21 protein-coding genes are annotated in these 23,794 nt (G+C 73.1%); 8 read left to right on the top strand and 13 right to left on the bottom strand.

Going from position 1 to position 23,794, the window contains the following annotated elements; all coding sequences use genetic code 11:
- Nucleotides 1–7: 7 nt before the first annotated feature.
- On the bottom strand, nucleotides 8–1,510 hold the full coding sequence (pdxR, locus tag AGRA3207_RS28975; RefSeq protein ID WP_231330223.1) for a MocR-like pyridoxine biosynthesis transcription factor PdxR: 1,503 nt from the start codon (nucleotides 1,508–1,510) through the stop codon (nucleotides 8–10).
- A 115-nt stretch (nucleotides 1,511–1,625) separates the two neighbouring features.
- On the opposite strand from pdxR, the gene AGRA3207_RS28970 reads away from it, so the two are divergent.
- The 4 genes from AGRA3207_RS28970 (at nucleotide 1,626) to AGRA3207_RS28955 (ending at nucleotide 7,069) form a co-directional block, all read left to right on the top strand.
- On the top strand, nucleotides 1,626–2,540 hold the full coding sequence (locus tag AGRA3207_RS28970) for a DMT family transporter (protein WP_231330221.1): 915 nt from the start codon (nucleotides 1,626–1,628) through the stop codon (nucleotides 2,538–2,540).
- 1 nt (nucleotide 2,541) lies between these two features.
- Nucleotides 2,542–4,185 (top strand): fumarate hydratase, encoded by a 1,644-nt coding sequence (locus AGRA3207_RS28965; RefSeq protein WP_231330220.1) that lies wholly within the window; start codon nucleotides 2,542–2,544, stop codon nucleotides 4,183–4,185.
- A 91-nt stretch (nucleotides 4,186–4,276) separates the two neighbouring features.
- On the top strand, nucleotides 4,277–5,557 hold the full coding sequence (locus tag AGRA3207_RS28960) for a serine/threonine-protein kinase (protein WP_231330219.1): 1,281 nt from the start codon (nucleotides 4,277–4,279) through the stop codon (nucleotides 5,555–5,557).
- 96 nt (nucleotides 5,558–5,653) lie between these two features.
- Nucleotides 5,654–7,069 (top strand): class II fumarate hydratase, encoded by a 1,416-nt coding sequence (locus AGRA3207_RS28955; protein WP_231330218.1) that lies wholly within the window; start codon nucleotides 5,654–5,656, stop codon nucleotides 7,067–7,069.
- A gap of 43 nt (nucleotides 7,070–7,112) precedes the next feature.
- Here the strand turns inward: AGRA3207_RS28955 and AGRA3207_RS28950 are convergent, their stop codons facing one another.
- The 4 genes from AGRA3207_RS28950 to AGRA3207_RS28935 all read right to left on the bottom strand — a co-directional run bounded on the left by AGRA3207_RS28950 (nucleotide 7,113) and on the right by AGRA3207_RS28935 (nucleotide 11,569).
- Nucleotides 7,113–8,120: an aggregation-promoting factor C-terminal-like domain-containing protein gene (locus AGRA3207_RS28950; protein ID WP_231330217.1), complete on the bottom strand. Its 1,008-nt coding sequence runs from the start codon at nucleotides 8,118–8,120 to the stop codon at nucleotides 7,113–7,115.
- A 449-nt stretch (nucleotides 8,121–8,569) separates the two neighbouring features.
- A complete protein-coding gene (locus AGRA3207_RS28945) occupies nucleotides 8,570–9,886 on the bottom strand; it encodes a PhoH family protein (protein ID WP_231336425.1) in 1,317 nt (438 codons plus the stop codon).
- A gap of 144 nt (nucleotides 9,887–10,030) precedes the next feature.
- Nucleotides 10,031–10,765 carry an isoprenyl transferase gene (locus tag AGRA3207_RS28940; protein WP_231336424.1) on the bottom strand — a complete coding sequence of 245 codons (735 nt, stop codon included), beginning with the start codon at nucleotides 10,763–10,765 and terminating at the stop codon, nucleotides 10,031–10,033.
- 282 nt (nucleotides 10,766–11,047) lie between these two features.
- Complete coding sequence (locus AGRA3207_RS28935) at nucleotides 11,048–11,569, bottom strand: hypothetical protein (protein WP_273699956.1); 522 nt, start codon at nucleotides 11,567–11,569, stop codon at nucleotides 11,048–11,050.
- A gap of 115 nt (nucleotides 11,570–11,684) precedes the next feature.
- On the opposite strand from AGRA3207_RS28935, the gene AGRA3207_RS28930 reads away from it, so the two are divergent.
- Together AGRA3207_RS28930 and AGRA3207_RS28925 are read left to right on the top strand one after the other, a co-directional pair.
- Nucleotides 11,685–13,223, top strand: a complete 1,539-nt coding sequence (locus AGRA3207_RS28930; protein WP_231330216.1) for an MFS transporter — start codon at nucleotides 11,685–11,687, stop codon at nucleotides 13,221–13,223.
- Entirely contained in the window at nucleotides 13,204–13,842 is a 639-nt protein-coding gene (locus tag AGRA3207_RS28925) for an acyl-CoA-like ligand-binding transcription factor (protein WP_231330215.1), read from the top strand. Before AGRA3207_RS28930 ends, AGRA3207_RS28925 begins: the two co-directional genes overlap by 20 nt.
- Nucleotides 13,843–13,872: 30 nt before the next feature.
- Here the strand turns inward: AGRA3207_RS28925 and AGRA3207_RS28920 are convergent, their stop codons facing one another.
- The 7 genes from AGRA3207_RS28920 to mca form a co-directional block, all read right to left on the bottom strand.
- Nucleotides 13,873–15,048, bottom strand: coding sequence for a C40 family peptidase (locus AGRA3207_RS28920; protein WP_231330214.1), 1,176 nt, complete (start codon nucleotides 15,046–15,048; stop codon nucleotides 13,873–13,875).
- Nucleotides 15,049–15,261: 213 nt separating this feature from the next.
- The gene (locus AGRA3207_RS28915; RefSeq protein WP_231330213.1) at nucleotides 15,262–17,241 is read right to left on the bottom strand and encodes a thioredoxin domain-containing protein; all 1,980 of its coding nucleotides are present in this window, start codon (nucleotides 17,239–17,241) and stop codon (nucleotides 15,262–15,264) included.
- Nucleotides 17,242–17,272: 31 nt separating this feature from the next.
- Entirely contained in the window at nucleotides 17,273–18,631 is a 1,359-nt protein-coding gene (locus tag AGRA3207_RS28910; RefSeq protein ID WP_231330211.1) for a dihydrolipoyl dehydrogenase family protein, read from the bottom strand.
- A 31-nt stretch (nucleotides 18,632–18,662) separates the two neighbouring features.
- On the bottom strand, nucleotides 18,663–19,595 hold the full coding sequence (locus AGRA3207_RS28905) for a ribonuclease Z (protein WP_231330209.1): 933 nt from the start codon (nucleotides 19,593–19,595) through the stop codon (nucleotides 18,663–18,665).
- Between the two features lie 83 nt (nucleotides 19,596–19,678).
- Nucleotides 19,679–20,545, bottom strand: a complete 867-nt coding sequence (locus AGRA3207_RS28900) for a tetratricopeptide repeat protein (protein ID WP_231336536.1) — start codon at nucleotides 20,543–20,545, stop codon at nucleotides 19,679–19,681.
- 57 nt (nucleotides 20,546–20,602) lie between these two features.
- A complete protein-coding gene (locus AGRA3207_RS28895) occupies nucleotides 20,603–20,896 on the bottom strand; it encodes a hypothetical protein (RefSeq protein WP_231330207.1) in 294 nt (97 codons plus the stop codon).
- Nucleotides 20,896–21,756, bottom strand: a complete 861-nt coding sequence (gene mca / locus AGRA3207_RS28890) for a mycothiol conjugate amidase Mca (RefSeq protein WP_231336423.1) — start codon at nucleotides 21,754–21,756, stop codon at nucleotides 20,896–20,898. Before mca ends, AGRA3207_RS28895 begins: the two co-directional genes overlap by 1 nt.
- A 190-nt stretch (nucleotides 21,757–21,946) precedes the next feature.
- Here mca and AGRA3207_RS28885 point away from each other — a divergent pair, with 190 nt between their 5' ends.
- A complete protein-coding gene (locus AGRA3207_RS28885; protein ID WP_231330205.1) occupies nucleotides 21,947–22,333 on the top strand; it encodes a DUF4307 domain-containing protein in 387 nt (128 codons plus the stop codon).
- Nucleotides 22,334–22,528: 195 nt separating this feature from the next.
- Nucleotides 22,529–23,029 (top strand): transcription elongation factor GreA, encoded by a 501-nt coding sequence (gene greA, locus AGRA3207_RS28880; RefSeq protein WP_231330203.1) that lies wholly within the window; start codon nucleotides 22,529–22,531, stop codon nucleotides 23,027–23,029.
- 203 nt (nucleotides 23,030–23,232) lie between these two features.
- Here the strand turns inward: greA and AGRA3207_RS28875 are convergent, their stop codons facing one another.
- Nucleotides 23,233–23,736, bottom strand: coding sequence for an Lrp/AsnC family transcriptional regulator (locus AGRA3207_RS28875; RefSeq protein WP_231330202.1), 504 nt, complete (start codon nucleotides 23,734–23,736; stop codon nucleotides 23,233–23,235).
- Between the last annotated feature and the right edge of the window lie 58 nt (nucleotides 23,737–23,794).

The raw sequence follows: 23,794 nt of genomic DNA, 5'->3' as shown, positions 1-23,794 counted from the left end.
CGTGGTCCTACCCACGAGCATCGGGGGCAATCGCCTGCCCCAGCAGTTCCGCCGCTTTGACCAGCCGCGCCTCGCCGAGCCGCGCGTAGCCCAGGACGAGCGCCGGGGCGGCGGCGTCCGCGCGGCCCGTGGAGCGCATGGGACGGGCCCCGGCGACCGAGACACCGGCACGGGCGGCGGCGTCCACGACCCGGTCCTCGTCGCATCCGCGGGGAAGCTCCACGTACAGATGAATGCCCGCGGAGACGCCGTGAACCACGGCGCCGGGAATGTTCTCGCGGATCGCGGCCGCGAGCGTGTCCCGGCGTGTCCGGTACCGGCGCCGCATCGTGCGCAGATGCCGGTCGTAGGCGCCGCCGCGGAGGAACTCGGCGAGCGCGTGCTGCTCCAGGACGGGCGCGCCGAGGTCGGTCCGCCCGCGGTGGGCGCGCAGGCGCGCGGCCAGGTCCGGCGGGGCGACCGCCCAGCCGAGGCGGAGAGCGGGGGCGAGGGACTTGCTGACCGAGCCGAGCAGGACGACCCGGTCAGGGTCGACGCCCTGGAGGCAGCCGACGGGCTCCCGGTCGTAGCGGAACTCGGCGTCGTAGTCGTCCTCGATGACGACGCCGTCGACGGTGCGGGCCCACGCGATCAGCTCGGCGCGGCGGGACGGCGACAGGACGACGCCGGTCGGGTACTGGTGCGCGGGCGTGACCAGCACCGCGCGCGCGCCCGACCGCGCCAGCGCCTCGACGCTGAGCCCCTCGCCGTCGACCGGTATGCGGACCGTCCGGACGCCGGCGGCCTCCAGCATCGGCAGCTGCCGGACGCTGGTCGGGTCCTCCACCGCGAGCGTCGTGTGGCCGTCCGCCCCGAGCAGGCCGGCGAGGGCCGACAGCCCGTGCGCCACCCCGTTCATGATCACTACGCGGCCGGGGTCGGCGTGCGCGGCGCGGACGCGGCACAGGTACCCGGCGAGCTCGGCGCGCAGCGCGGGGACGCCCGCGGGGTCGGGGTAGGTGAGCGCGTCGTGCGGCAGCGTGCGCAGCGCGGCACGGGCGGCGGCCAGCCAGCGGTCCCGCGGGAAGCCCGACAGGTCGGGATTGCCGGGCGACAGGTCGTAGTCGTGCGCGTCGTCCGCCGCCGCGCAGGGGAACGGCTCACCCCCACGGTGGAACGGCCCGGTCCCTTGTGGGGGGACGACCCCCCACGCCCCCCGGAACGGCCCGTCCTCCGGGTCGGAGGGCATCGGGTAGGAGAGTGCCGGGCCGCCCGCATCGGGACGGGCGAGCGGCGCGATGCGGGTGCCGTCGCCGCGCCGGGCCACCAGGAACCCCTCGGCGGTGAGCTGCTCGTAGGCGGCCACGACGACGCCGCGCGAGACGTCCATGTCGCGTGCCAGGTCGCGGCTGGAGGGCAGCCGGGTCCCGGCGGTCAGCCGGCCGGACCGCACGGCGGCGCGGAATCCCGCGGCGATCTGGGCGGAGAGCCGTCCCGCGGCCCGGTCGAGCGGGAGATGAAGGTCGGTCACATCACGTTCAGCGTCCGGACGCGGGGCTGGTGTCACGGTCCGTCGTTTTGGTCCAGATCGGCGGGACGGCATTGGCCCTGTCTCAGGGTCCAAACACCCTTTAACGTGCCATGTCATGACCTCGAACTCCAGCGCGCGCGGCATGGCCGGCGCCGGGACCGCCATGTGCCTCGTCGGCTCGCTGACCGCCGTGTCGGCGACGATCTCCCGCTACCCGGTGTTCGGCGGGCAGGCCGTCCGGTACGCGGCGGCCGCGCTGATCCTGCTGCTCGTCACGCGCCTGTCCGCCGGCCCCGGGCGGTGGCCCACGGCGCGCGAGTGGGCGCTGCTCGCGGCCCTGGCGGCGACGGGGCTGGTCGCGTTCAACGTGTGCATCGTGGCGGCGACCCGGGACACGGGCCCGGCCACGATCGGCACGGTGATCGCGACGGTCCCGATCGTGCTGGCGCTGGTCGGGCCGCTGCTGGAGCGCCGCCGTCCGGCGCCCGCGGTGGTGCTGGCGGCGTGCGTGGTGGCGTCCGGTGCGGCACTGGCCAACGGGCTTGGCGGGGGCAGCGTGCGGGGGCTGCTGCTGTCGCTCGGCGCGCTCGGCGGCGAGGTGTGCTTCTCGCTGCTGGCCGTGCCGCTGCTGCCCCGGCTCGGGCCGCTGCGGGTGTCGGCGTACTCGGCGGGCCTGGCGGCGCCGATGCTGCTGGCGGCCGGGCTGGTCACCGACGGGTCCGCGGTCCTGCGGGCGCCCACGGCGGCCGAGGCGGCGGGCCTGGCCTACCTCTCGGTGATCGTCACGACGGTCGCGTTCCTGCTCTGGTACGACTCGCTCGGGCGCCTCGGCCCCGACCGCGCGGGCCTGTTCGCGGGCGTCATCCCGGTCAGCGCGGTGCTCACGACCGTCGCGCTCGGCCTCGACCGCCCGGGACCGGCCGACCTGGCGGGGGCGGCGCTCGTGGCGGCGGGGGTCGTCGTCGGGCTGCGCGCCCGGGTCGTACCCTGTGAGGCGGCCCCCATCGGAATCGCGCGAGGACCTGCCTGAGATGCCTGAATTCTCCTACACCGACCTGCTGCCCCTCGGCCCGGACGAGACCGAGTACCGGCTCCTGACGTCCGAGGGCGTGTCGACGTTCGAGGCCGGCGGGCGGACGTTCCTCCAGGTCGAGCCGGAGGCGCTGCGGCTGCTCACCGAGACCGCGATGCGCGACATCTCGCACCTGCTGCGGCCGGCGCACCTCGCGCAGCTGCGCCGGATCCTGGACGACCCGGACGCCTCCCCGAACGACCGGTTCGTGGCGCTGGACCTGCTGAAGAACGCGGGCATCGCGTCCGGCGGCGTCCTGCCCATGTGCCAGGACACCGGCACGGCGATCGTGATGGGCAAGCGGGGCCAGCACGTCCTCACCGACGGGCGCGACGAGGAGCACATCTCCCGCGGCGTGTACGACGCGTACACGAAGCTGAACCTGCGCTACTCGCAGATGGCGCCGGTGACGATGTGGGACGAGAAGAACACCGGCAGCAACCTGCCCGCGCAGATCGAGCTGTACGCGGCGCCCGGCGAGGCGTACAAGTTCCTGTTCATGGCCAAGGGCGGCGGCAGCGCGAACAAGTCGTTCCTCTACCAGGAGACCAAGGCCGTCCTGAACCCGACGCGGATGATGGCGTTCCTGGAGGAGAAGATCCGCTCGCTGGGGACCGCGGCGTGCCCGCCGTACCACCTGGCGATCGTGGTGGGCGGCACGTCCGCCGAGTACGCCCTGAAGACCGCCAAGTACGCGTCGGCGCACTACCTGGACGCGCTGCCGGCCGAGGGCTCGCCGCTCGGGCACGGATTCCGCGACCTGGACCTGGAGCTCCAGGTGTTCGAGCTGACGCAGCGGCTCGGGATCGGCGCGCAGTTCGGCGGCAAGTACTTCTGCCACGACGTGCGCGTGATCCGGCTGCCGCGGCACGGCGCGTCCTGCCCGGTGGCCATCGCGGTGTCGTGCAGCGCCGACCGGCAGGCCCTCGCCAAGATCACGGCGGAGGGCGTGTTCCTGGAGCGGCTGGAGTCCGACCCGGCGCAGTACCTGCCGGAGACGACCGGCGAGGAGCTGGACGACGCGGTCGTGCACATCGACCTGAACCGGCCAATGGCCGAGATCCGGGCGGAGCTGACCAAGTACCCGGTGAAGACGCGGCTGTCGCTGACCGGCCCGCTGGTCGTGGCCCGCGACATCGCGCACGCCAAGATCAAGGAGCGGCTGGACGCGGGCGAGGCGATGCCGCGGTACCTGCGCGATCACGCCGTGTACTACGCGGGGCCCGCCAAGACGCCGGAGGGATACGCCTCCGGGTCGTTCGGCCCGACCACCGCCGGGCGGATGGACTCCTACGTCGAGCAGTTCCAGGCCGCGGGCGGCTCGCTGGTCATGCTGGCCAAGGGCAACCGGTCCCAGCAGGTCACCGACGCCTGCGCCGCGCACGGCGGCTTCTACCTCGGTTCGATCGGCGGCCCCGCGGCCCGGCTCGCGCAGGACTGCATCAAGAAGGTCGAGGTCCTGGAGTACGCGGAGCTCGGCATGGAGGCGGTCTGGAAGATCGAAGTGGAGGACTTCCCCGCGTTCATCGTGGTCGACGACAAGGGCGGGGACTTCTTCGCCGACACCGCGGGGCCCGTTCTGAGGATTGGCAGAAGGGGATAACACCCGGTAGATCACATTTATTGGTCTAAAATCCAACTCGGTAGCGAGGTCTCACCGCTGACCGGCTGGCCACTCCGGTATCTTTTCCGCCATGTCTCAGTCAGAGCGCTTCGTGCTCGCGACGCGCTACCGGCTGGTCTCGGAGCTTGGTCAGGGTGCGAACGGCACCGTATGGAGAGGGCACGACGAACTCCTTGACCGGCCCGTCGCGATCAAGGAGCTGCGGCTCCCCCACGAGCTGTCCGAGGACGACCGGGTCGTCTTCTACCGCCGCACCCTCCGCGAGGCGCGCGCTCCCGCCCAGCTGCGCACGCACAACATCGTCGAGGTGTACGACGTCGTCATCGAGCAGGGCCGGCCCTGGATCGTCATGGAGATGATCGAGGCGCCCAACCTCGAACAGCTCATCGTGCGGTCCGGGCCGCTGCCGCCCGACCGCGTCGCGCACATCGGCCGCTCGCTGCTGGACGCCCTCGGCACCGCGCACAAGGCCGGGATCGTGCACCGCGACCTCAAGCCGAGCAACGTGCTGCTGGACGGCGACCGGGTCGTCCTCACCGACTTCGGGCTGGCGTTCTCCTCGGGCTCGGCCAGCCTCACCAAGACGGGCCACTTCATGGGGTCGCCCGCGTACGTGGCCCCCGAGGTCGCCGCCGGGGAGAAGGCGACCCCCCGGTCGGACCTGTGGTCGCTCGGCGCGACCCTGTACGCGGCGCTGGAGGGCCGTCCGCCGTTCGAGCGCGAGAACGTGATGGCGACGCTCAGCGCGCTGGCGACCGAGTCCACGCCGCCCCCGCAGAACGCGGGCGCGCTCGCGCCGATCATCACCGGGCTGCTGGAGAAGAACCCCACGCGGCGCCTGAGCCACGCCCGCGCGGCCGACCGGCTGGAGCGCGTGCTGGCCGGGCCCCGGTCCGGCCGCGGCCGCCGCTCCCCGACGCCCCGCTACCGGATGATGGTCGTGATCGCGCTGATCGGCGCCACCGTCGCGTCCTGCGGTATCGGCGCCACCGCCCTCATCGTCGGGATGATGCGGGAGAAGCCGGGCGCCTCCCCGTCCGCGTCGACGTCGGGCACCGTCGACCCGCCCGTGCGCGGCACCCCGCCGCCCGGTGTCACGGCCAGCACGCTGGCGGTGCGCGCCCGCACCTCCGGGTGCCGGATCTTCGTCGCGATGCCCGGGGACGTGATCACGGTGCTCACCGACGCGACGCTCACGATCGGCGAGGTCCGCAAGTACGACCAGTCGCTGCTCAACGCCGTCATCTACGACGCGTCCGCCTGCGACGTCTGGGTGAACGGACGGCAGCAGCCCCTCGGCAACCCCGGACAGCGCAAGAGCTACAACCTGAACAGGACCGGCGGGGGCTGACCCGCCCGGGAGCGGACGCCGCCGGGAATGGGCGGGACGTCCGCGGAGCTGCCACCGATGACGGCGTTAGATTCGTAGTCGGAGGTGGCTTCTCGCATGACCGATCAGGAGTCGACAGGGCAGGGGTTCCGGGTCGAGCGCGACTCAATGGGCGAGGTCCAGGTGCCCGCGGCGGCCAGGTGGCGGGCGCAGACCCAGCGCGCGGTGGAGAACTTCCCGATCTCGGGCCGGACGCTGGAGCCCGCGCACATCGCCGCGCTCGGCCACATCAAGGCCGCCGCCGCGGCGGTCAACGCCGAGCTCGGCGTCCTGGACGGCGACGTCGCCGCCGCGATCAGGGAGGCGGCGCTGGAGGTCGCCGCCGGGAAGTGGGACGACCAGTTCCCCGTCGACGTCTTCCAGACGGGCTCGGGCACGTCGTCCAACATGAACGCCAACGAGGTCGTCGCGACGCTGGCACAGGAGCGGCTCGGCCGCCCGGTGCACCCCAACGACGACGTGAACGCCTCTCAGTCGTCCAACGACGTGTTCCCGTCCTCGATCCATGTCGCGGCCACCGGGGCCGTCCTGAACGACCTCGTGCCCGCGCTGAGGCATCTGGAGGCGGCGCTGGGGCGCAAGGCGGCCGAGTTCGCGACGGTGGTGAAGTCCGGGCGCACCCACCTGATGGACGCGACGCCCGTGACGCTGGGGCAGGAGTTCGGCGGGTACGCCGCGCAGGTCCGCTACGGCGTGGAGCGGCTGGAGGCCGTCCTGCCCCGGCTGGCGGAGCTGCCGCTCGGCGGCACGGCGGTCGGCACCGGGATCAACACGCCGGAGGGGTTCGGCGGCCGCGTCATCGCCGAGATCGCCCGCGTCACCGGCCTCCCGCTGACCGAGGCGCGCGACCACTTCGAGGCGCAGGGCGCGCGGGACGGACTGGTGGAGGCCAGCGGCGCGCTCCGCACGATCGCGGTCGGCCTCACCAAGATCGCCAACGATCTGCGCTGGATGGGATCGGGGCCGCGCGCCGGGCTCGCCGAGATCCGGCTGCCCGACCTGCAGCCCGGCTCGTCGATCATGCCGGGGAAGGTCAACCCCGTGATCCCCGAGGCGGTCGCGCAGGTGGCGGCGCAGGTGATCGGGAACGACGCGGCGGTCGCGTTCGGCGGCGCGTCCGGCAGCTTCGAGCTGAACGTGATGCTGCCGATGCTGGCCCGCAACGTCCTGGAGTCGATCGCGCTGCTGGCGAGCGTGTCGCGGCTGCTCGCCGACCGCTGCGTGGACGGCATCGAGGCGGACGTGGACCGGCTGCGCGAGTACGCCGAGTCCTCGCCGTCGATCGTGACGCCCCTCAACCGCTACCTCGGGTACGAGGAGGCGGCGCAGATCGCCAAGCAGGCGCTGCGGGAGCGCAGGACGATCCGCGAGGTCGTGCTGGAGCGCGGCCACGTGGACGAGGGGCGGCTGACGGTCGAGCAGCTCGACGAGGCCCTGGACGTCCTGGGCATGACCAACGCGTCACGGGGCTGACCCGTGACGCGCGGCCGGCCCGTGATGCGCGGACGGCCCGTGGTCAGTACCAGCCCACCGACTCGGAGTGGCTCCAGGCGCCGCAGGGGCTGCCGTAGCGGCCCTTGATGTAGCCGAGGCCCCACTTGATCTGGGTGGTGGCGTTGTTCTGCCAGTCCGGCCCGGCGCTGGACATCTTGGTGCCGGGAAGCGCCTGCGGGATCCCGTAGGCGCCGGACGGGTTGGCGGCGTGAGTGTTCCAGTGGCTCTCCTTGTTCCACAGGTTCACCAGGCAGCCGAACTGGCCCGACTTCCGGAAGGCGGCGCCGTAGCCGGGCATGAGGCGCTTGGCGATGGCCTGGGCCTGGCCCGCGGGGACGGGGTCGCCGGTCGGGCCGCCGCCGCTGCCCCCGCTGCCGCCGCCGCCCTTGTCGTCCTCGGGCTTCTTGGTCGGGAGCGGCTTGCCCTTGGGCTGGAGGGACGGGCCCTTCCCGGCGCCCTCGCGGACGGCGCGGGAGGCACGGTCGAGCGCCTGCTTGCGGCGCTGCTCCTCCAGGACCTTCGGGTCGACCTGGGGGACCTCGGCGTCGGCCAGCGGCTTGGAGGCGACGGTGGCCTGGTCGGCGCCGTCGTCGCCGCCCGTCAGGGCGAGCGCGGCGACCGCGCCGCCGCCGACCACGACCGCGGCGCCGGCGAGGACCGCGGCGATCCGGACGCCGTTGCGGCGCCCGGCGCGTGCCTTGGGGGCGTCGGACGGCGCGGACATGGCCGCCGGTGCGGCCGGGCCGCCTCCGGGCGGGGTGAACGCGATCTCGTCCGGGACGCCGGCGAAGGCGTCCGTGCGCGGCGACTCGGGCGCGGGGACGGAGCCGAGGGACTGGAAGCCGAGCGTGTCGCCCGCGGGGGCGGGCTGCGCGGGCTGGGAGCCGGCGACCTTGATGTCGTCGTTGGAGGCGAAGTCGTCATGGGGGGCGAAAGGCCCGTAAGGCGCGCCAAAGGGCCCACCTGACCCCTGGGGGGCGAAGCTTTGTCGATCGTCTCGCCTAGGGGACCCGGGGCGGTCTCCGGACAAGGCGGTCCTTCCGACGGTCGCACGCGCATGGACGCGCGCACGAGCTGTTTCCACCCTCGGCCCGGCCGTCCGGAAGGCGGACGGCCACGGGCCCCGCCCGGCGTCGTCCGCGGCGCGCGTTGTCGGGGGCGCGCACTGGCCGGATGCCGGTCTGGGGGTGCTTACGAGGGGACACAATGCCCGAGTCCGGGGGCTGCTCCGCAACCAGAATGGGACAACTCACCCCCGCGCGGAGCGTTGTCAACTCAGCGCGAACAGCGCTGAAACGGCGAGGAGACCTGGGGTTCTCGGCCCTCTTTCCGGCATGTGTGACGTTCATCACATATCAACGCAGCGCAATTGGATTCTTACATTACGTAAAGGCCGCGGAGGCCGTGCCCGAGGGCGCGTGAGAAGCCCCGGCGGCCCGTTCCTCCACGTGGCCGCCGAGACTCACGGGCGGGCGCCGGTCAGGCGCCGACGTCGCCGAGCATGTCCGTCACCAGGGCGGCGATCGGCGACCGCTCGGACCTGGTCAGTGTCACGTGCGCGAACAGCGGGTGGCCCTTGAGACGTTCCACCACCGCGGCGACGCCGTCGTGCCGTCCGACCCGCAGGTTGTCGCGCTGCGCCACGTCGTGGGTGAGCACGACCCGCGAGCCCGCCCCGATCCGGGACAGGACGGTGAGCAGCACCCCGCGCTCCAGCGACTGCGCCTCGTCGACGATCACGAACGCGTCGTGCAGCGAGCGGCCGCGGATGTGGGTGAGCGGCAGGACCTCCAACATGCCACGATCCAAAACCTCGTCGATGACGTCCGGCGTGGTCACCGCCGACAGGGTGTCGTAGACGGCCTGCGCCCACGGCGACATCTTCTCGTTCTCCGAGCCCGGCAGGTAGCCGAGCTCCTGCCCGCCGACCGCGTACAGGGGCCGGAACACCACGACCTTGCGGTGCCGGTGCCGCTCCATGACGGCCTCCAGCCCGGCGCAGAGCGCGAGGGCGGACTTGCCGGTCCCGGCGCGCCCGCCGAGGGAGACGATCCCGACGTCCTCGTCCATCAGCAGGTCCAGCGCGATCCGCTGCTCCGCCGACCGGCCGCGCAGGCCGAACACCTCGCGGTCGCCCCGCACCAGCTTGACCGACTTGTCGGGCAGGGTCCGCCCGAGGGCCGAGCCGCGCTCGGACAGCAGCCTCAGCCCGGTGTGGCAGGGCAGGCCGAGGGCCTCCTCGACGTCCGCGCCGCCCGTCTCGTACAGCTCCTCGACCAGGCCGGCGGGGACCTCCAGCTCCCGCATCCCGGTCCAGCCGGACTCGACCACCGCCAGCTCGGCGCGGTACTCCTCGGCCGCGAGGCCGACGGCGGACGCCTTCACCCGCATCGGCAGGTCCTTGGAGACCAGCACGACGTCGCGGCCCTCCTGGGCCAGCCAGCCCGCGACCGACAGGATCCGGGTGTCGTTGTCGCCGAGCCGGAACCCGTCCGGCAGGACGCTCGGGTCGGAGTGGTTGAGCTCGACGCGCAGCGTGCCGCCCTGGTCGCCGACGGGCAGCGCCTCGTCCAGCCGTCCCTCCCGCACCCGCAGGTCGTCCAGCGTGCGCAGGGCCTGGCGGGCGAAGTAGCCGAGCTCCGGATGGTGGCGCTTGGCCTCGAGCTCGGAGATGACGACGATGGGGAGTACGACCTCGTGCTCGGCGAACCGGGTCATCGCCCCCGGGTCGGCGAGCAGGACGCTGGTGTCGAGGACGTACGTGCGCCGGTCCGGGACGCTCGTCCCGGACGGGATCCCGGAGCCGGGACGGCGCGGGGAGGTTGTGGCCACTCGATCTCCCTGACTATGGGGAACCAACCGGTGGCGCGACAGTCCGCCCCCGTACGGCCCGCGCCCCCGCTGGGGGACGGGCCTGGGGCGGTGATCAGGGCTTGACCGTCAGGAACCGTAGCGCCGGTGCCGCGCGGCGTACGAGCGCATGGCCCGGAGGAAGTCGACCTTGCGGAAGTCCGGCCAGTGGACCTCGCAGAAGTAGAACTCCGAGTGGGCGCTCTGCCAGAGCATGAAGCCGGAGAGACGCTGCTCCCCCGAGGTGCGGATGACCAGGTCCGGATCCGGCTGGCCGCGCGTGTAGAGATGCTCCGCGATGTGCTCCACGTCGAGGACCTCGGCGAGTTCCTCGATGCTGGTGCCCCGGCTCGCCTGCTCGACGAGCAGAGAGCGCACCGCATCAGCGATCTCACGTCTACCTCCATACCCAACCGCGACGTTCACAATCAGGCCGGGAGCACCGGATGTGGCCTCACCCGCATCTTTCAGGACGCGGGCGGTCTTATCGGGTAGCAGGTCGAGGGCGCCGACGGGCTTGACGTGCCAGCCGTCGGCGGCGAGCCGGGTGACGGTGTTCTCGATGATCTCCAGCAGCGGTTCGAGCTCGGCGGCGGGGCGGCCCAGGTTGTCGGTCGACAGCAGCCAAAGCGTGACGTGCTCGACGCCCGCCTCGGTGCTCCACTGCAGCAGCTCGGAGATCTTCTGGGCGCCGCGCTGGTGCCCGGTGTTGACGTCGGCCAGCCCCATCGACCTGGCCCAGCGCCGGTTGCCGTCCAGGATGACGCCGACGTGCCGGGGGGTGATGTCGGTGGGCAGGGACGCCTCGACGCGGCGCTCGTACATCCGGTAGACGGCGTCGCGGATCGCCGCGTACGGGCCGCTGCGGCGGATCGCGGACGCCAGCGCGGCACCGTCCGAGGGGTTGCGCCTGATCCCGTCCCGGCGCGCCCCGCCGCGCGACATCCCGCTTCGCCGAACCCCCATGCAGGCATCCTTTCGAGCGCCGGTGCACAGCGACAGTCCCTGACGCGGCCGGCATGTGACGGGCCGGCACCCGTGATGGGTCGCTGCGATCGCGCTCAATTATGGCCCGAGGGGGACACTTCTCCCACCGTTCCGGTGATATCAGGCTTGCGGGCCGGCGGCACGGGCGCGCTCGACGTACTCCAGGGCCGTCCTGAGCTCGGAGAGCCACTCGTCGGTGTTCTTGCCCACGAGGCGCACGCACCACGCGAGGGCGTCGCTGCGGCTGCGGGCCACGCCCGCGTCCACGAGGGTGTCCAGGACGCGCCGCTCCGGCTGCCGCAGCCGGGTCATGACCGGCACCGACAGCGTCGTGAACATCTCGCGCCGGTCGCCGCAGTCGGCGCCCCAGGAGACCTTGTGGCCGAACCGGTGCTCGGCCTCGCGGGCGATGGCGATGCGCTGGTCGCGGGTGTCCTCGCGGAAGCGCTGGATGTGCCCTTCCGCGAGGGCGGCCCGCTCGGCCTGCGAGGCGTCCGGCCCGGCCTCCGGCTCGGGCAGGCGGCCGACGACGCTGACCTCCTCGCGGTCGACGACGACCTCCAGGGGTCCCTCGAACCAGCCCTCGGGGAGCCGTCCGGAGAACCAGCCCCGTAGCTGCTCCGCCGTTTCACTCGTAGTCATGTAATCAAAATTACAACCCCGTCCGGACCGGCGCCAGCCCCGGCCCCGATTGACAGTGGACATCTTTTGAAAGTTACTGTCATTTAATACTAACTTTCAATTGGAGGCCGCTATCATGGAGGTCCCGTACGCCCGGCGCTGGCTCGGCCTGGGCGCCCTGGCGCTGGCGATGCTGGCGCTCGGCTTCGACATGACGATCCTCAACCTGGCGCTGACCACGCTCTCGGAGGAACTCGACGCGGGCACCAGCGCCCTTCAGTGGATCGTCGACTCCTACCTGCTGGTCTTCGCCGCGCTGCTGCTCCCGGCGGGCCTGCTCGGCGACCGCTTCGGCCGCAAGCGGCTGCTGCTGGCCGGGCTCGCGGTCTTCGGCGCGGCCTCGCTCGCCGGCGCGTTCGCGGGCGGCGCCGCAGGCGTGATCGCCGCCCGCCTGTTCATGGGGCTCGGCGCCGCGGTCGTCACCCCGCTGTCGATGTCGATGCTGCCCGCGGTGTTCCCGCCCGCGGAGCGGACGCGCGCCGTCGCGGTCTGGTCGGCCTCGATGGCGCTCGGGCTGCCCCTCGGCCCGCTGCTCGGCGGCTGGCTGCTGGAGCACTTCTGGTGGGGCTCGATCTTCCTGATCAACGTCCCGGTGGTCGCCGCCGGCGGCGTCGCCATCGCGCTGCTGCTGCCCGAGACCAGGGATCCCGCCGCGCCCCGCGTGGACGGCAAGGGGGCGGTGCTGTCCATGGGCGGGCTCGCCGCGCTCGTGTACGGGGTCATCGAGGCGCCGGCCCGGGGCTGGGGCGACCCGGTGGTGCTCGCCGCGCTCGCCGCCGCGGCGCTGCTGCTGGCCGGGTTCACGCTGTGGGAGCGGCGCGCCCCGGAGCCGATGATGGACGTCCGGCTGTTCCGCGACCCGGCGTTCGTGTGGCCGATGGTCGCCGCCGTCGCCGCGAACCTGGTGATGGCCGGGGTGCTGTTCGTCCTGCCGCAGTACCTGGAGGCCGTCCAGGGCAACGGCGTGCTCGGCACCGGCGTGCGGCTGGTCCCGATGCTGCTGGGCCTGCTCGCCGGCGGGATCGTCACCGACCGCGTCGCCCCGCGCACCGGCCACAAGCCGGTCATCGTGACCGGGCTGCTGGTGATGGCGGCGGGCCTCGGCTGGGGCGCCCTCACCGACGCCTCCGACTCCTACGGCACGACCTGCGCGTGGCTGGTCGTCCTCGGCCTCGGCTGCGGCCTGACGCTGATCCCGTCCATGGACGCGCTGATCGCGGCCCTGCCCGAGGACCAGGCGGGACGCGGGTCCGGCCTCGTCCAGACCCTGCGCCAGACCGCGGGCGCCCTCGGCGTCGCGGGCCTCGGCAGCCTGCTGTCGGCCGTCTACCGCGGCGGCGTGTCCACCGCCGGGCTCCCCGGCGACGCGGCCGGCGCGGCCCGCGACTCGATCGGCGGGGCGGCGGCCGTCGCGGACCGCCTCGGGGACGGCGCGCTGCTCGCCTCGGCCCGGGACGCCTACGTCCAGGGAATGGACGCGGTGCTCGGCGCCTGCGCCGTCGCCGCGCTGGCCGCGGCGGCGCTGCTGTGGGCCTTCCAGCCGCGCCGCGCGGCGCGGGATGCGGGCCCCGGCGCCGATGACAGAGAATCGGACCATGAGCACGCCGCTTCCTGAGTACGCGATCGACCGGCTCCGCGACCGTCTCGACCGGCTGCCGCTGCGGGAGCGCAAGAAGCTCAGGACCCGGCGGGCCATCCAGGACCACGCCCTCCGCCTCTTCAGCGAGCGGGGCTACGACGAGACCACGGTCGAGCAGATCGCCGCGGCGGCGGAGATCTCGCCCAGCACGTTCTTCCGCTACTTCCCGACCAAGGAGGACGTCGTCGTCACCGACGAGTACGACCCGATCATGGCGGAGATGTTCCGGGAGCAGCCCGCCGAGCTGTCCCCGATCGAGGCGCTGCGCGCGACGTTCGGCGAGATCCTCCCGCAGATGTACCAGGACGAACTGGAGACGATCACCGCGCGGATGCGGCTGACCGCGACCGTCCCGGCACTGCGGGCCCGCACGTTCGAGTCGCTCCGCGAGGGCACCCACGCCGTCCTCAAGGAGATCATCGCCGAGCGGGTCGGCCGCTCCACCGACGACCCGGACGTGAAGACCTTCACCTGGGCGGTCCTGGGCGTCCTCCAGGCGGCGATGTACGAGTGGCTGGACGGCGCCCCGATCGAGGAGCTGCCCGCGCTGGTGGACCGCAACCTGGAGTTCCTGTCCCGCGGCTGCCCGCTGTGACCCGCCGTCCCGGCCCGGCCGTCCGGCCGGCTAGCCCGCCAGGCGGGCTGCCATCTTGGGGCTGACGCGGACGGCGCCCCGCATGTTGCGGGTGTAGACGTTCTGGATCTGGACGACGGTGCCCGTCCTGGGCGCGGCCAGCATCTTGCCGTTGCCGAGGTAGAGCGCGATGTGGGAGATGTAGCCGGGCGCCGTCGGGTCGTTGGCCCAGATGAGCATGTCGCCCGGCTCGGCCTTGCCGTAGGGGATGATCCAGCCCGCGCGCGCCTGGTCGGCGGCCACGCGCGGGAGCTTGATCCCGGCGCGGCCGAAGGCGTACAGCATCAGGCCGGAGCAGTCGTAGCCGTGCTCGGCCTCGGACTCGCCGCCCCACACGTACGGCCAGCCGAGACGGGAATAGGCGGCCTGGATGACGGTGCGGACCTGGGCCGCGGTCATGACCTGGCCGCGCGCGGTCGGCGCGCTCCCGCCGGACTTCGGATAGTCGATCTCCGGGTTGACCTCGACCGCCTTGGTGCCCTTGGGCAGCGACTTCCTCAGCTTCTTGATGAAGGCGGCGGGCCCGCTCTTCGGCACGCTGATCAGCATCGCGTTGGAGGTCGGCATACCGAGGGCCTGCGCGGTCGCATGCGAGACGACCGCGTCGACGTCGCCGATGCCCATCGTGGCGTACGCGCCGACGCGCAGCGGTGTCTGGTTCTGCCGCCCGCCCACCGGGACCTGGCTGCCGAGCTGCACGCCGCCGTCGCTGCCCATCGTGAAGGAGATGGCGACGTCGCCCGCGGCCACGTTGCGCCACAGGGCGTCCGACTGGGCGGTCGGCTTCGGCGTGTAGTTGCGGAACGTGGACGGCTCGACGCCCATCAGCCCGACCCGCTTGCCCGCGACCATGCCCTGCACCGCGTCCACGATCTCGACGCCCTGGACGCCCTTGGTGGTGCGGACCTTCTGCACGACGTCCTCGGGCAGGGTGGTCTGCGCGGCCACGAGGACGTGCGGGGTGAGCCGCTTGCCGAGCGGCGCCACGGCGGTCGGCGAGAGGTCGGACGTGCCGGACGCGGCGACGAACCGGGCGTACTGCTCGGCGCGGGGGGCCTGGTCACCGTCGCCGTGGCGCGCCGCGAGGACGGCGCCGTTGACGGCCAGGGTCGTCAGCGCGGAGACACCGATGATCGTCGGCAGGACCCGGCGGTTCGGCTTTCGCACTGCGACGCTCCCTCGTTCATCGGCAACCCCGGGCTCCACTGTGACCCAGCAACGACTATGGCTCAGAGGGGCGACCATCGTCCAGGTACCCGGCAGTCCGCCGGTCACTCCCGCACCACACGCCCCCGAAGCCCTGCCGCACCTCCGCTACTACTAAGTAACATCTCGGGTCGGTGAGATCAAGGTCACGTTCTCATAAATAGGGCCCGCCGTTCAATTCCCGCGAAGTTCGCGGATCAGGTCCGCGGGCGCCGTCACGGGCAAACGGCAGGTGAACCCGCGGCACACGTACGCCGCGGGGCCGCCGTCGACGAGCCCGCGGCCCTCCAGCAGCGGCACGCCCGCCGCGTCCGGCGGCCCCACGCTCACCACCGCGCCCGGCGCCGCCGCCATGAGCGCGGTCCGGTGCAGGGCCCGGGTGCGCCCGTCGTCCCGGTCCCCGATCACGGCGATCTCGACGGGTCCCGCCACGTGCGCCTCCGCCACCGCCAGGCCCCAGCCGGCGAACCGCGCGTGCTTCTCCGCGAGCGGCCCGGCCGGCGCCAGCGCCGCGCCCGCCGACTCCCGGTGCCAGTCCGATCCCGTCAGCGCCGCGAACGACAGCAGCGCCCCGGCCGCCGCGAACTGCCCCGACGGCGTGGCGTTGTCGGTCGGGTCCTGGGGCCGCCGGAACAGCCGCTCGGCGTCGTCGGCGGTGTCGTAGAACCCGCCCGAGCCGTCCGCGAACCGCTCCAGGACCGTGTTCAGCAGTTCCCCGGCGAGCCTCACGTGCGCAGGGTCGCCGCTTACCGCGTGCAGGGCCAGCAGCCCTTCGGCGACGTCGGCGTAGTCCTCCAGGACGCCCGCGTTCGCCCCAGCGGACCCATCGCGGGATGTCCGCACCAAACGTCCGTCCCGTATGTGCACATCGAGGAGGAGCCGCGTCACCTCCTCCGCCGCCCGCACCAGGTCCGGACGTTCGAACAAGGCGCCGCACTCGGCCAGCGCCGCCACGGCCAGCCCGTTCCAGGCGGCGACCACCTTGTCGTCTCTCGCAGGCGGGACCCTCTGCGCGCGCGCCGCCAGCAGGGCCGTCCGCACACGCTCGTACCGCTCAGGATCCTCCGGGTCGCTCAGGAGCTGGAGGACGGACGTCCCATGCTCGAACGTCCCGGTGACCTCGAACAGCGCCTCCGCGTACGCGCCGTCCTCCTCGCCGAGGACGTCCCGTAGCTGCGCCGGGGTCCAGACGTAGTAGCGGCCCTCCTCGCCCTCGCTGTCGGCGTCCAAGGCCGAGGCCAGACCGCCCTCGGCGGTCCGGAGGTCGCGCAGCATCCAGTCGCACGTCTCCAGGGCCACCCGCCGCGCGAACGGCGTCCCCGTCAGCCGCCACCAGTGCGCGTACACCCGCGCCAGCAGGGCGTTGTCGTAGAGCATCTTCTCGAAATGCGGGACGACCCACTCCGCGTCCACCGAGTAGCGGGCGAAGCCCCCGCCGAGCTGGTCGTACATCCCGCCCCTGGCCATGGCCTCCAGGGTGTGCCCGGCCATCGCGAGCGCCTCGGGGTCCCCCGTCCGCGCGTTGTGCCGCAGGAGGAACTCCAGCGCCATCGACGGCGGGAACTTCGGCGCGCCGCCGAACCCGCCGCGCGCCGCGTCGTAGGAGCCCGCGAGGACCCGCACCGCGTGCGCGAGCTGCTCCTCACCGGGCGCCCCGTCCCCCGCCAGGGCCGATCCCCGCGACGTGAGCGCCGCGACGACCTGCCTCCCCTGCCCCACCACCTCGTCGCGCTGTTCCTTCCACGCCTTGTCGACGGCCTGGAGCAGCGCCCGGAACTGGGGCCGCGGGAAGTACGTGCCGCAGTAGAACGGATGGCCCTCCGGGGTCATGAACACCGTCATCGGCCAGCCGCCCTGCCCGGTCATGGCCTGGGTGGCCTCCATGTAGACGGCGTCGATGTCCGGCCGTTCCTCCCGGTCCACCTTGATGTTCACGAACAGCTCGTTCATGACGCGCGCGGTCTCACCGTCCTCGAAGGACTGGTGGGCCATGACGTGGCACCAGTGGCAGGCCGCGTAGCCGACGGACAGCAGGACCGGCGCGTCCCGCCGTCTCGCCTCGGCGAACGCCTCGTCCCCCCACTCCCACCAGTCCACCGGGTTGCCGGCGTGCTGGAGCAGGTAGGGGCTGGTCGCGTCCTTGAGCCGGTTCATGCCACCGATCCTGCCCGATCCGGGCGCGGCCTCACGCGTCCAGATCGGCGAGGGCGGCCTCGATCGCACGGTGGAAGGTGGGATAGGCGTAGATCATCTCGCGGAGGGCCGCCGTGGTGGCCTCGGTGTGGACGGCGACGGCCAGGGCGCCGAGGACCTCGCCGCCGGACGGGCCCGCGGCGGTGGCGCCGACCAGGGTGCCCCACTCGGGGTTCGCGACGAGCTTGATGAAACCGTCGTTGCCCACCTTGTGGATCCAGCCGCGGGCCGACTCGGGGATCTGGGCGGTGCCGGTGCGGACCGGCAGGTTCTGGTCGCGGGCCTGCGCCTCGGTGAGGCCGACGGACCCGATCTCCGGGTCGGTGAAGGTCACCCGGGGGACGGCGCGGTAGGAGGCGGGCGGTCCCTCCTCGCCGAGGATGTCGCGGACGGCGACGGACGCCTGGTACATCGAGACGTGGGTGAACGCGCCCTTGCCGGTGATGTCGCCGATCGCCCAGACCCCGTCGGCGGCGCGCATACCGCCGTCCACCGGGATCTGCCGGGCGCCCTCGTCCAGCCCCACCACGTCCAGGCCGAGGCCCTTGAGGTTGGGACGGCGGCCGGTGGCGACCAGGAGCCGGTCGGCGGTCAGCCGCTCGTCGCCGAGGTGGAGGGCGAGCTCACCGCCCTCCTGGGACGTGCCGGTGACCTTGACGCCGGTGCGGACGCCGATGCCCTCGCGCTCGAAGACCCTCCTGAGCAGGTCGCCGGACTCGGGTTCCTCGTTGGCCAGCAGCCGGTCACCGGCCTCGACGACGGTGACGCGGGTGCCGAAGCGGGAGAAGACCTGCGCCATCTCCACGCCGACGACCCCGCCGCCGAGGACCAGGAGCGAGCCGGGGGCCTCGGTGGCCTCGACGGCCTCGCGGTTCGTCCAGTAGGGAAGGCCGTCCAGGCCGTCGATCGGCGGGGCGGCCGGCGAGGTGCCGGTGTTGAGCAGGACGCCGCGGCGGGCCCGCAGCACCCTGCCGTCCACGGTGACCTCGCGGGGCGCGGTGATGCGGCCCCGGCCGCGGACGAGCGTGACGCCCTTGGCGGTAAGGCGGTCGGCGGCCGCCGTGTCGTCCCAGTCGTCGGTGGCCTCCACGCGGATCCGCTTCGCGACCGGTGCCCAGTCGGGGCCCACAGTGGCGCTCCCGGCCATGCCCGGGACGCGGCCGCCCTCGGCGAGCAGCCCCGCGGCGCGCACCATCATCTTGGTCGGGACGCACGCGTAGTAGGGGCATTCGCCGCCGACCAGACGCGACTCCACGGCGGCCACCGAGAGCCCGGCCTCGGCGAGCCTGCCCGCGGCGTCCTCTCCCCCGGGACCGAGCCCGATCACGACGACATCGACATCTTCAGCCATGCCCGGAATCCTGCCCAGAAGCGGCCCGCTGTCACGCACGCGCCGCCCGCCGCCGCGGCAGCGGGACGCGGTCCAGGTCGCGGACGAGGGTGATCTCGCCGTCGAACACGGCGGCGGCCTCGTCGCGGAAGCGATGCTCGTCGTCGGTCCCGTAGCGCTCGGAGAAATGGGTCAGGACGAGATGCCGCACCCCGGCGTCCGCCGCGACCCGCGCCGCCTGCGCCGAGGTCAGGTGCCCGTACTCGGCGGCGAGGGCGGCGTCCTCGCCGAGGAAGGTGGACTCGATGACGAGCAGGTCGACCCCGTCCGCCAGTTCCGCCACGCCCTCGCACAGGCGGGTGTCCATGACGAACGCGGCCTTCTGCCCCGGGCGAGGGACGCTGCACTCGTCCAGGGTGACCGTCCGGCCGTCCACGGCGACCCGGCCGTCCCGCTGGAGGCGCCGGACGAGGGGCCCGCGGACGCCGCGCGCGGCCAGCTCGTCCGGGAGCATCGTCACCCCGTCCGGCTCCTCCAGCCGGTACCCGTACGCCTCGACCGGGTGGGACAGGCGGCGGGCGACCAGCGTGAACGGGCCGTCCGCCAGCACCGCCCGGTCGCCGGACACCGGCCGCTCGCGGATCACCCCCGTGTCGTGGAACACCGACGCGTGCCGCAGCCGCTCCCAGTACCGCGCGCCGCTCGCGGGGAACGCGGCGTCCACCGGGTGCGCGACACCGTCGCGGGCGATCCGCTGGACGATCCCGGGGACGCCGAGGCAGTGGTCGCCGTGGAAGTGCGTCACGCAGATCCAGGTGATGTCGCTCGCGGAGACCCCGGCCAGCGACATCTGCCGCTGCGTGCCCTCGCCGGGGTCGAACAGCAGGCCCTGGCCGTCCCAGCGCAGCAGGTAGCCGTTGTGGTTGCGGGACTTGGTGGGCACCGCGCTGGCGGAGCCGAGGACGATCAGATCACGCGCCGACATGCCCCCATCGTGCCGGGTGGGGAACCGGGCAAGCGCCCGGCCATCCTGACCGGGCATGCCCGCGATCGGCGGGCGGGGCGAGGTCAGGGGGCGAGCGCGGCGCGGCGCCCGGCCGCGGCGTCCGCCTTCGGGCTCGGGACGGACGCGTACAGCGCCACCGCCCGGTCCAGCGCCGCGCCCTCGGCTGCGGCGTCGCCGCGCAGCCGGGCGGCGTCGGCGATGTGCACGAACGCGTCGCCCTGCTGCTCGACGGCCTCCTCCGCCCGCATGATCTCCAGCGCCTGGCCGAAGAAGTTGATCGCGGTGACGGGACGGCGCATCCGCAGGTACGCCTGCCCGAGGCTGATCAGCGACCTGCCCCGGTTGTAGCGGTCGGGCTCGGGCAGCGCCGCGAACCCGTCCGGCAGGGGGGCGAGCAGCTCCAGCGCCCGGTCGAGCGCCCCCGTCTCGGTCAGCGCCCGGCCGAGGTGGTGGCGGGCCACAAGGATCTCGCGGGGGTCGCCCTCCCGCTCGGCGCGGCGCAGGCCGTCCTCCAGGGCGTCGGCGGCCTCCGTCCAGCGCTCGCGCTCCAGCAGCGCCAGGCCCTCCGCCCCGACGGCCCCCTCACCGGCGAGGTAGTGGTCGAGGACGCGGCGCAGCGCGGCCTCCCGGACCTCCTCGGGGTCCTCGCGCTCGGCGAGCTCGCGGGCGTGGTCGCGCAGCGCCCCGGGCAGCGTGAACCGCCCGCCGTCCTCCTCGGCCAGGAGCCCGCGCGCGGCGAGCGTCCCCAGCAGCCGCCGGGCCTCGTCCCGGGGCAGGTCCGCGAGCGCCGCCGCCGCCCGGGGCCCGACGTCCTCGCCCGGGAGCATGCCGAGCAGCCGCAGCAGCCGGGCGGCCTCCGGCGGGAGGTCCCGGTAGGCGTCCTCGAAGTTCGCGCGCACGTCGAGGGTCCTCCCCGGCGGGACGCTCATCCAACCCGCCCGGACGGGCCCGCGATCATCTCCCCGGGCGTGCCGGGGACCGGCGCGTCAGGCGCCGCCGGAGGGCCGGTCGCCTCCGGGCCCGGGTTCGGGCCTCACCGCCGCGCCGCCGGACGGGGCGGCCGCCCGGCCCTCGGACTCGGCGGCTGCCCGGGCCGCCTGGGCGCGCTCCCATTCCTGCTGCTTGAGATCGGCCTCCCGCGGCGCCTGGATCTTCTTCATCTGCTTGTTCATCGAGCGGATGAGGAACACCGTGGCGACCACCAGCGCCAGGAACACCCCGAAGCCGAGCAGACCGGGACTGACCGTGTCGTCGTTGAGCGGAACGGCGAGTGGAAGCACTACAAAGACACCTTCTCCCGGATGCCGGCGAACAGATCGTCCTCCGGCAGTTCGGTGTCGACCAGGGACCTGGCCAAATGGTAGTCCTCCGTCGGCCATGCCTCCCGCTGGACGTCCATCGGGACGACGAACCAGAAGCCGTTGGGGTCGATCTGGGTGGCGTGGGCGAGCAGCGCCTTGTCGCGGGTCTCGAAGTGGTCGGCGCAGGGCACCTTGGTCGTCACGGCCCAGAGCGGGGGCACCTCGTCCTCGTCGAACCGTTCCAGCCACTCGGCGTAGGGCGACTCCAGCTCCGCCTTCAGCATGGCCGCGTGCAGCGCGAGGATCCGCTCCTTGGTGAACGTCATGTGGTAGTAGAGCTTCAGCGGCTGCCAGGGCTCGCCCGCGTCGGGGTACCGCTCCGGGTCGCCCGCGGCCTCGAACGCCTCCACCGACACCTCGTGGCACTTCACGTGGTCGGGGTGTGGGTAGCCGCCCTTCTCGTCGTAGGTCAGCATGACGTGCGGACGGAAGTCGCGGACGGCCCGCACCAGCGGCGCCGCCGCGGTCTCCAGCGGCTCCAGCGCGAAACAGCCCTCCGGCAGCGGCGGCGGCGGGTCGCCCTCCGGGAAGCCGGAGTCGACGAAGCCGAGCCAGCGCTGCCGGACGCCGAGGATCTCCCGCGCGCGCGCCATCTCCGCCTCGCGGACCTTGCCGATGTCGGCCTTGACCTCGGGACGGTCCATGGCCGGGTTCAGGATGTCGCCGCGCTCGCCGCCGGTGCACGTCACCACGAGCACCTCCACCCCGTCCGCGACGTACCGGGCCATCGTGGCCGCGCCCTTGCTCGACTCGTCGTCCGGGTGGGCGTGCACCGCCATCAGGCGCAGGGTCTCCGCGCCCCCGCCCGGCCGTTCGAGCGTCGTACCGTCGATGACCTCGGACACCTGGGGATCTCCCTCTCCGCGAACTGGACAGACAGCGCCGAGGCAGGCCCCGGTTCGGGGCACGCGCCGCGACAGACGAGAATTGTCCCTGACAACGTCCGCATCCCGCACGGAGATTCCCGCCATGACGACCAGCGTGTCCGGAGCAGAGGCGCCCGCCGAGCCGAAGCGCGGCCGGCTCGGGCTCGTGGTCATCGGCGTCGTGACGGCGGTGGCGGCGGGCGGCTTCGGCATCCTCGCCGGTCACGCCGGGCAGACCCCCGGCATCGTCCCGCAGACCATCACCTACGAGGTGGTGGGCGACACCACCGTGAAGATCGACTACTCGGTGGCCAAGTCGAAGGGCGACGAGGTCCGCTGCAAGATCGACGCCTACGACGAGAACTTCGCGGTCCTCGCCGAGAAGGAGATCGTCGTCCCGGCCGGGACGTCCGGCGTGACGAGGGCCGACACCCTCCAAACGCCGAGGCGGGCGACCGGCGCCCGCGTGAAGGACTGCCGCAAGGTCTGAGCACCCCACCGGCACCGGCTACGGACGCCCGGAACGCCGAAGCGTGTTTGGCCGGTTGCAGACGCCGACTTCAGGGAACCTTTACCCGCACACACCGGATAGGCTAGAGGTTTCACCCGGCCGCACTTCATGTCGATGTGGCGCCCTCCCCTGTCGGGGTGGGCGAGGATCGCAACATGTGGATGAGGAGTACCCGTGACCGAGACCCGCGCTGACAACGTCACCTGGCTGACCCAGGAGGCGTACGACCGGCTCAAGGCTGAGCTGGACCACCTGTCGGGCCCGGGCCGCATCGAGATCGCTCAGAAGATCGAGGCGGCGCGGGAGGAGGGCGACCTGCGCGAGAACGGCGGCTACCACGCGGCCAAGGAGGAGCAGGGCAAGATCGAGGGCCGCATCCTCCAGCTCCAGGGCATCCTGGAGAACGCCCGCGTCGGGGAGGCGCCCCGCACCGAGGGCGTCGTCGGGCCGGGCATGACCGTCACCGTCGCGTTCGAGGGAGACGACGAGGAGGTCACGTTCCTGCTCGCCTCCCGCGAGGAGAGCGGCGCCCCGATCGACGTCTACTCCCCCAAGTCCCCCCTGGGCGCGGCGATCAACGGCAAGAAGGTCGGCGACAAGGCCACCTACACCCTCCCCAACGGCCGCAGCATGACGGTGGAGATCCTCGACGCGACCCCCTACGCGGGCTCATAGCGCTGCCTTCGGCGTCAGGCGTTGGACGCCTTCCTTCCACAGGCACCGCGGTGATCGCTGCATCGCTTCGGCTCGCCTGGGGGCTCGCTGCGCGATCAGATTCTCGCTTCGCTTGAATCTGGCTTCGCACGCGATCACGGCGGGTTTCGTTGCTTCTCCTCCTTGCAGGGTCGGTGGTCTGGTCCATGGCTGGGTCGGCGGTTCTATCCGCCGGGGCGGGCGCGGGCCACTGCTCTCACCAGGGGGAGGGTGCGGTAGGTGACCTGCTCGGCCAGGGAGATGACCGAGGACGCCCGCTCCACGCCCGCCACGTCCACGATCACGTCGATGACGCGCTGCAGGTCGGTGTTGCTGCGCGCGACGATGCGGCAGAGCATGTCCCCCGGGCCGGTGATCGTGTGCAGCTCGATCACCTCCGGCACCTGCGCCAGCCGGGTGGCGACGGGGTCGTGCCCGCCCGCCTGCTGGAGCTGGAGCGTCACGAACGCCGTCACGCCGTAGCCGAGCGCCGCCGGGTCGATGTCGGGGCCGAAACCGCGGGTGACGCCGTCGCGGGCCAGCCGGTCCAGCCGCGCCTGGACGGTGCCGCGGGCCACCTTGAGACGCCGGGACGCCTCCAAGACGCCGACCCGGGGCTCCGCGGCGAACAACTCGATCAGCCGTCCGTCCAGCTCGTCGATCGACACCGCGCCTCCCGTTGTGGTCATCCTGTACAGAGCCGCCGGTCAGAGCCTATGCGTGCTGCACAGATTGCTCAGCGTTTCG

It is taken from the genome of Actinomadura graeca (assembly GCF_019175365.1).
In the GTDB taxonomy this organism is placed as follows: domain Bacteria; phylum Actinomycetota; class Actinomycetes; order Streptosporangiales; family Streptosporangiaceae; genus Spirillospora; species Spirillospora graeca.
The sequence above is the reverse complement of the archived record's forward strand: the minus strand, read 5'-3'. Positions and strand labels throughout refer to the sequence as shown.

What these genes read in the sequence shown, in the direction of transcription:
- AGRA3207_RS28970 (WP_231330221.1), top strand. Translation starts at nt 1,626, where the DNA reads ATGACCTCGAACTCCAGCGCGCGCGGCATGGCCGGCGCCGGGACCGCC.
- AGRA3207_RS28965 (WP_231330220.1), top strand. Translation starts at nt 2,542, where the DNA reads ATGCCTGAATTCTCCTACACCGACCTGCTGCCCCTCGGCCCGGACGAG.
- AGRA3207_RS28960 (WP_231330219.1), top strand. Translation starts at nt 4,277, where the DNA reads ATGTCTCAGTCAGAGCGCTTCGTGCTCGCGACGCGCTACCGGCTGGTC.
- AGRA3207_RS28955 (WP_231330218.1), top strand. Translation starts at nt 5,654, where the DNA reads ATGACCGATCAGGAGTCGACAGGGCAGGGGTTCCGGGTCGAGCGCGAC.
- AGRA3207_RS28940 (WP_231336424.1), bottom strand. Translation starts at nt 10,765, where the DNA reads ATGTACGAGCGCCGCGTCGAGGCGTCCCTGCCCACCGACATCACCCCC.
- AGRA3207_RS28935 (WP_273699956.1), bottom strand. Translation starts at nt 11,569, where the DNA reads ATGACTACGAGTGAAACGGCGGAGCAGCTACGGGGCTGGTTCTCCGGA.
- AGRA3207_RS28930 (WP_231330216.1), top strand. Translation starts at nt 11,685, where the DNA reads ATGGAGGTCCCGTACGCCCGGCGCTGGCTCGGCCTGGGCGCCCTGGCG.
- AGRA3207_RS28925 (WP_231330215.1), top strand. Translation starts at nt 13,204, where the DNA reads ATGAGCACGCCGCTTCCTGAGTACGCGATCGACCGGCTCCGCGACCGT.
- AGRA3207_RS28915 (WP_231330213.1), bottom strand. Translation starts at nt 17,241, where the DNA reads ATGAACCGGCTCAAGGACGCGACCAGCCCCTACCTGCTCCAGCACGCC.
- AGRA3207_RS28910 (WP_231330211.1), bottom strand. Translation starts at nt 18,631, where the DNA reads ATGGCTGAAGATGTCGATGTCGTCGTGATCGGGCTCGGTCCCGGGGGA.
- AGRA3207_RS28905 (WP_231330209.1), bottom strand. Translation starts at nt 19,595, where the DNA reads ATGTCGGCGCGTGATCTGATCGTCCTCGGCTCCGCCAGCGCGGTGCCC.
- AGRA3207_RS28900 (WP_231336536.1), bottom strand. Translation starts at nt 20,545, where the DNA reads ATGAGCGTCCCGCCGGGGAGGACCCTCGACGTGCGCGCGAACTTCGAG.
- mca (WP_231336423.1), bottom strand. Translation starts at nt 21,756, where the DNA reads ATGGCGGTGCACGCCCACCCGGACGACGAGTCGAGCAAGGGCGCGGCC.
- AGRA3207_RS28885 (WP_231330205.1), top strand. Translation starts at nt 21,947, where the DNA reads ATGACGACCAGCGTGTCCGGAGCAGAGGCGCCCGCCGAGCCGAAGCGC.
- AGRA3207_RS28875 (WP_231330202.1), bottom strand. Translation starts at nt 23,736, where the DNA reads ATGACCACAACGGGAGGCGCGGTGTCGATCGACGAGCTGGACGGACGG.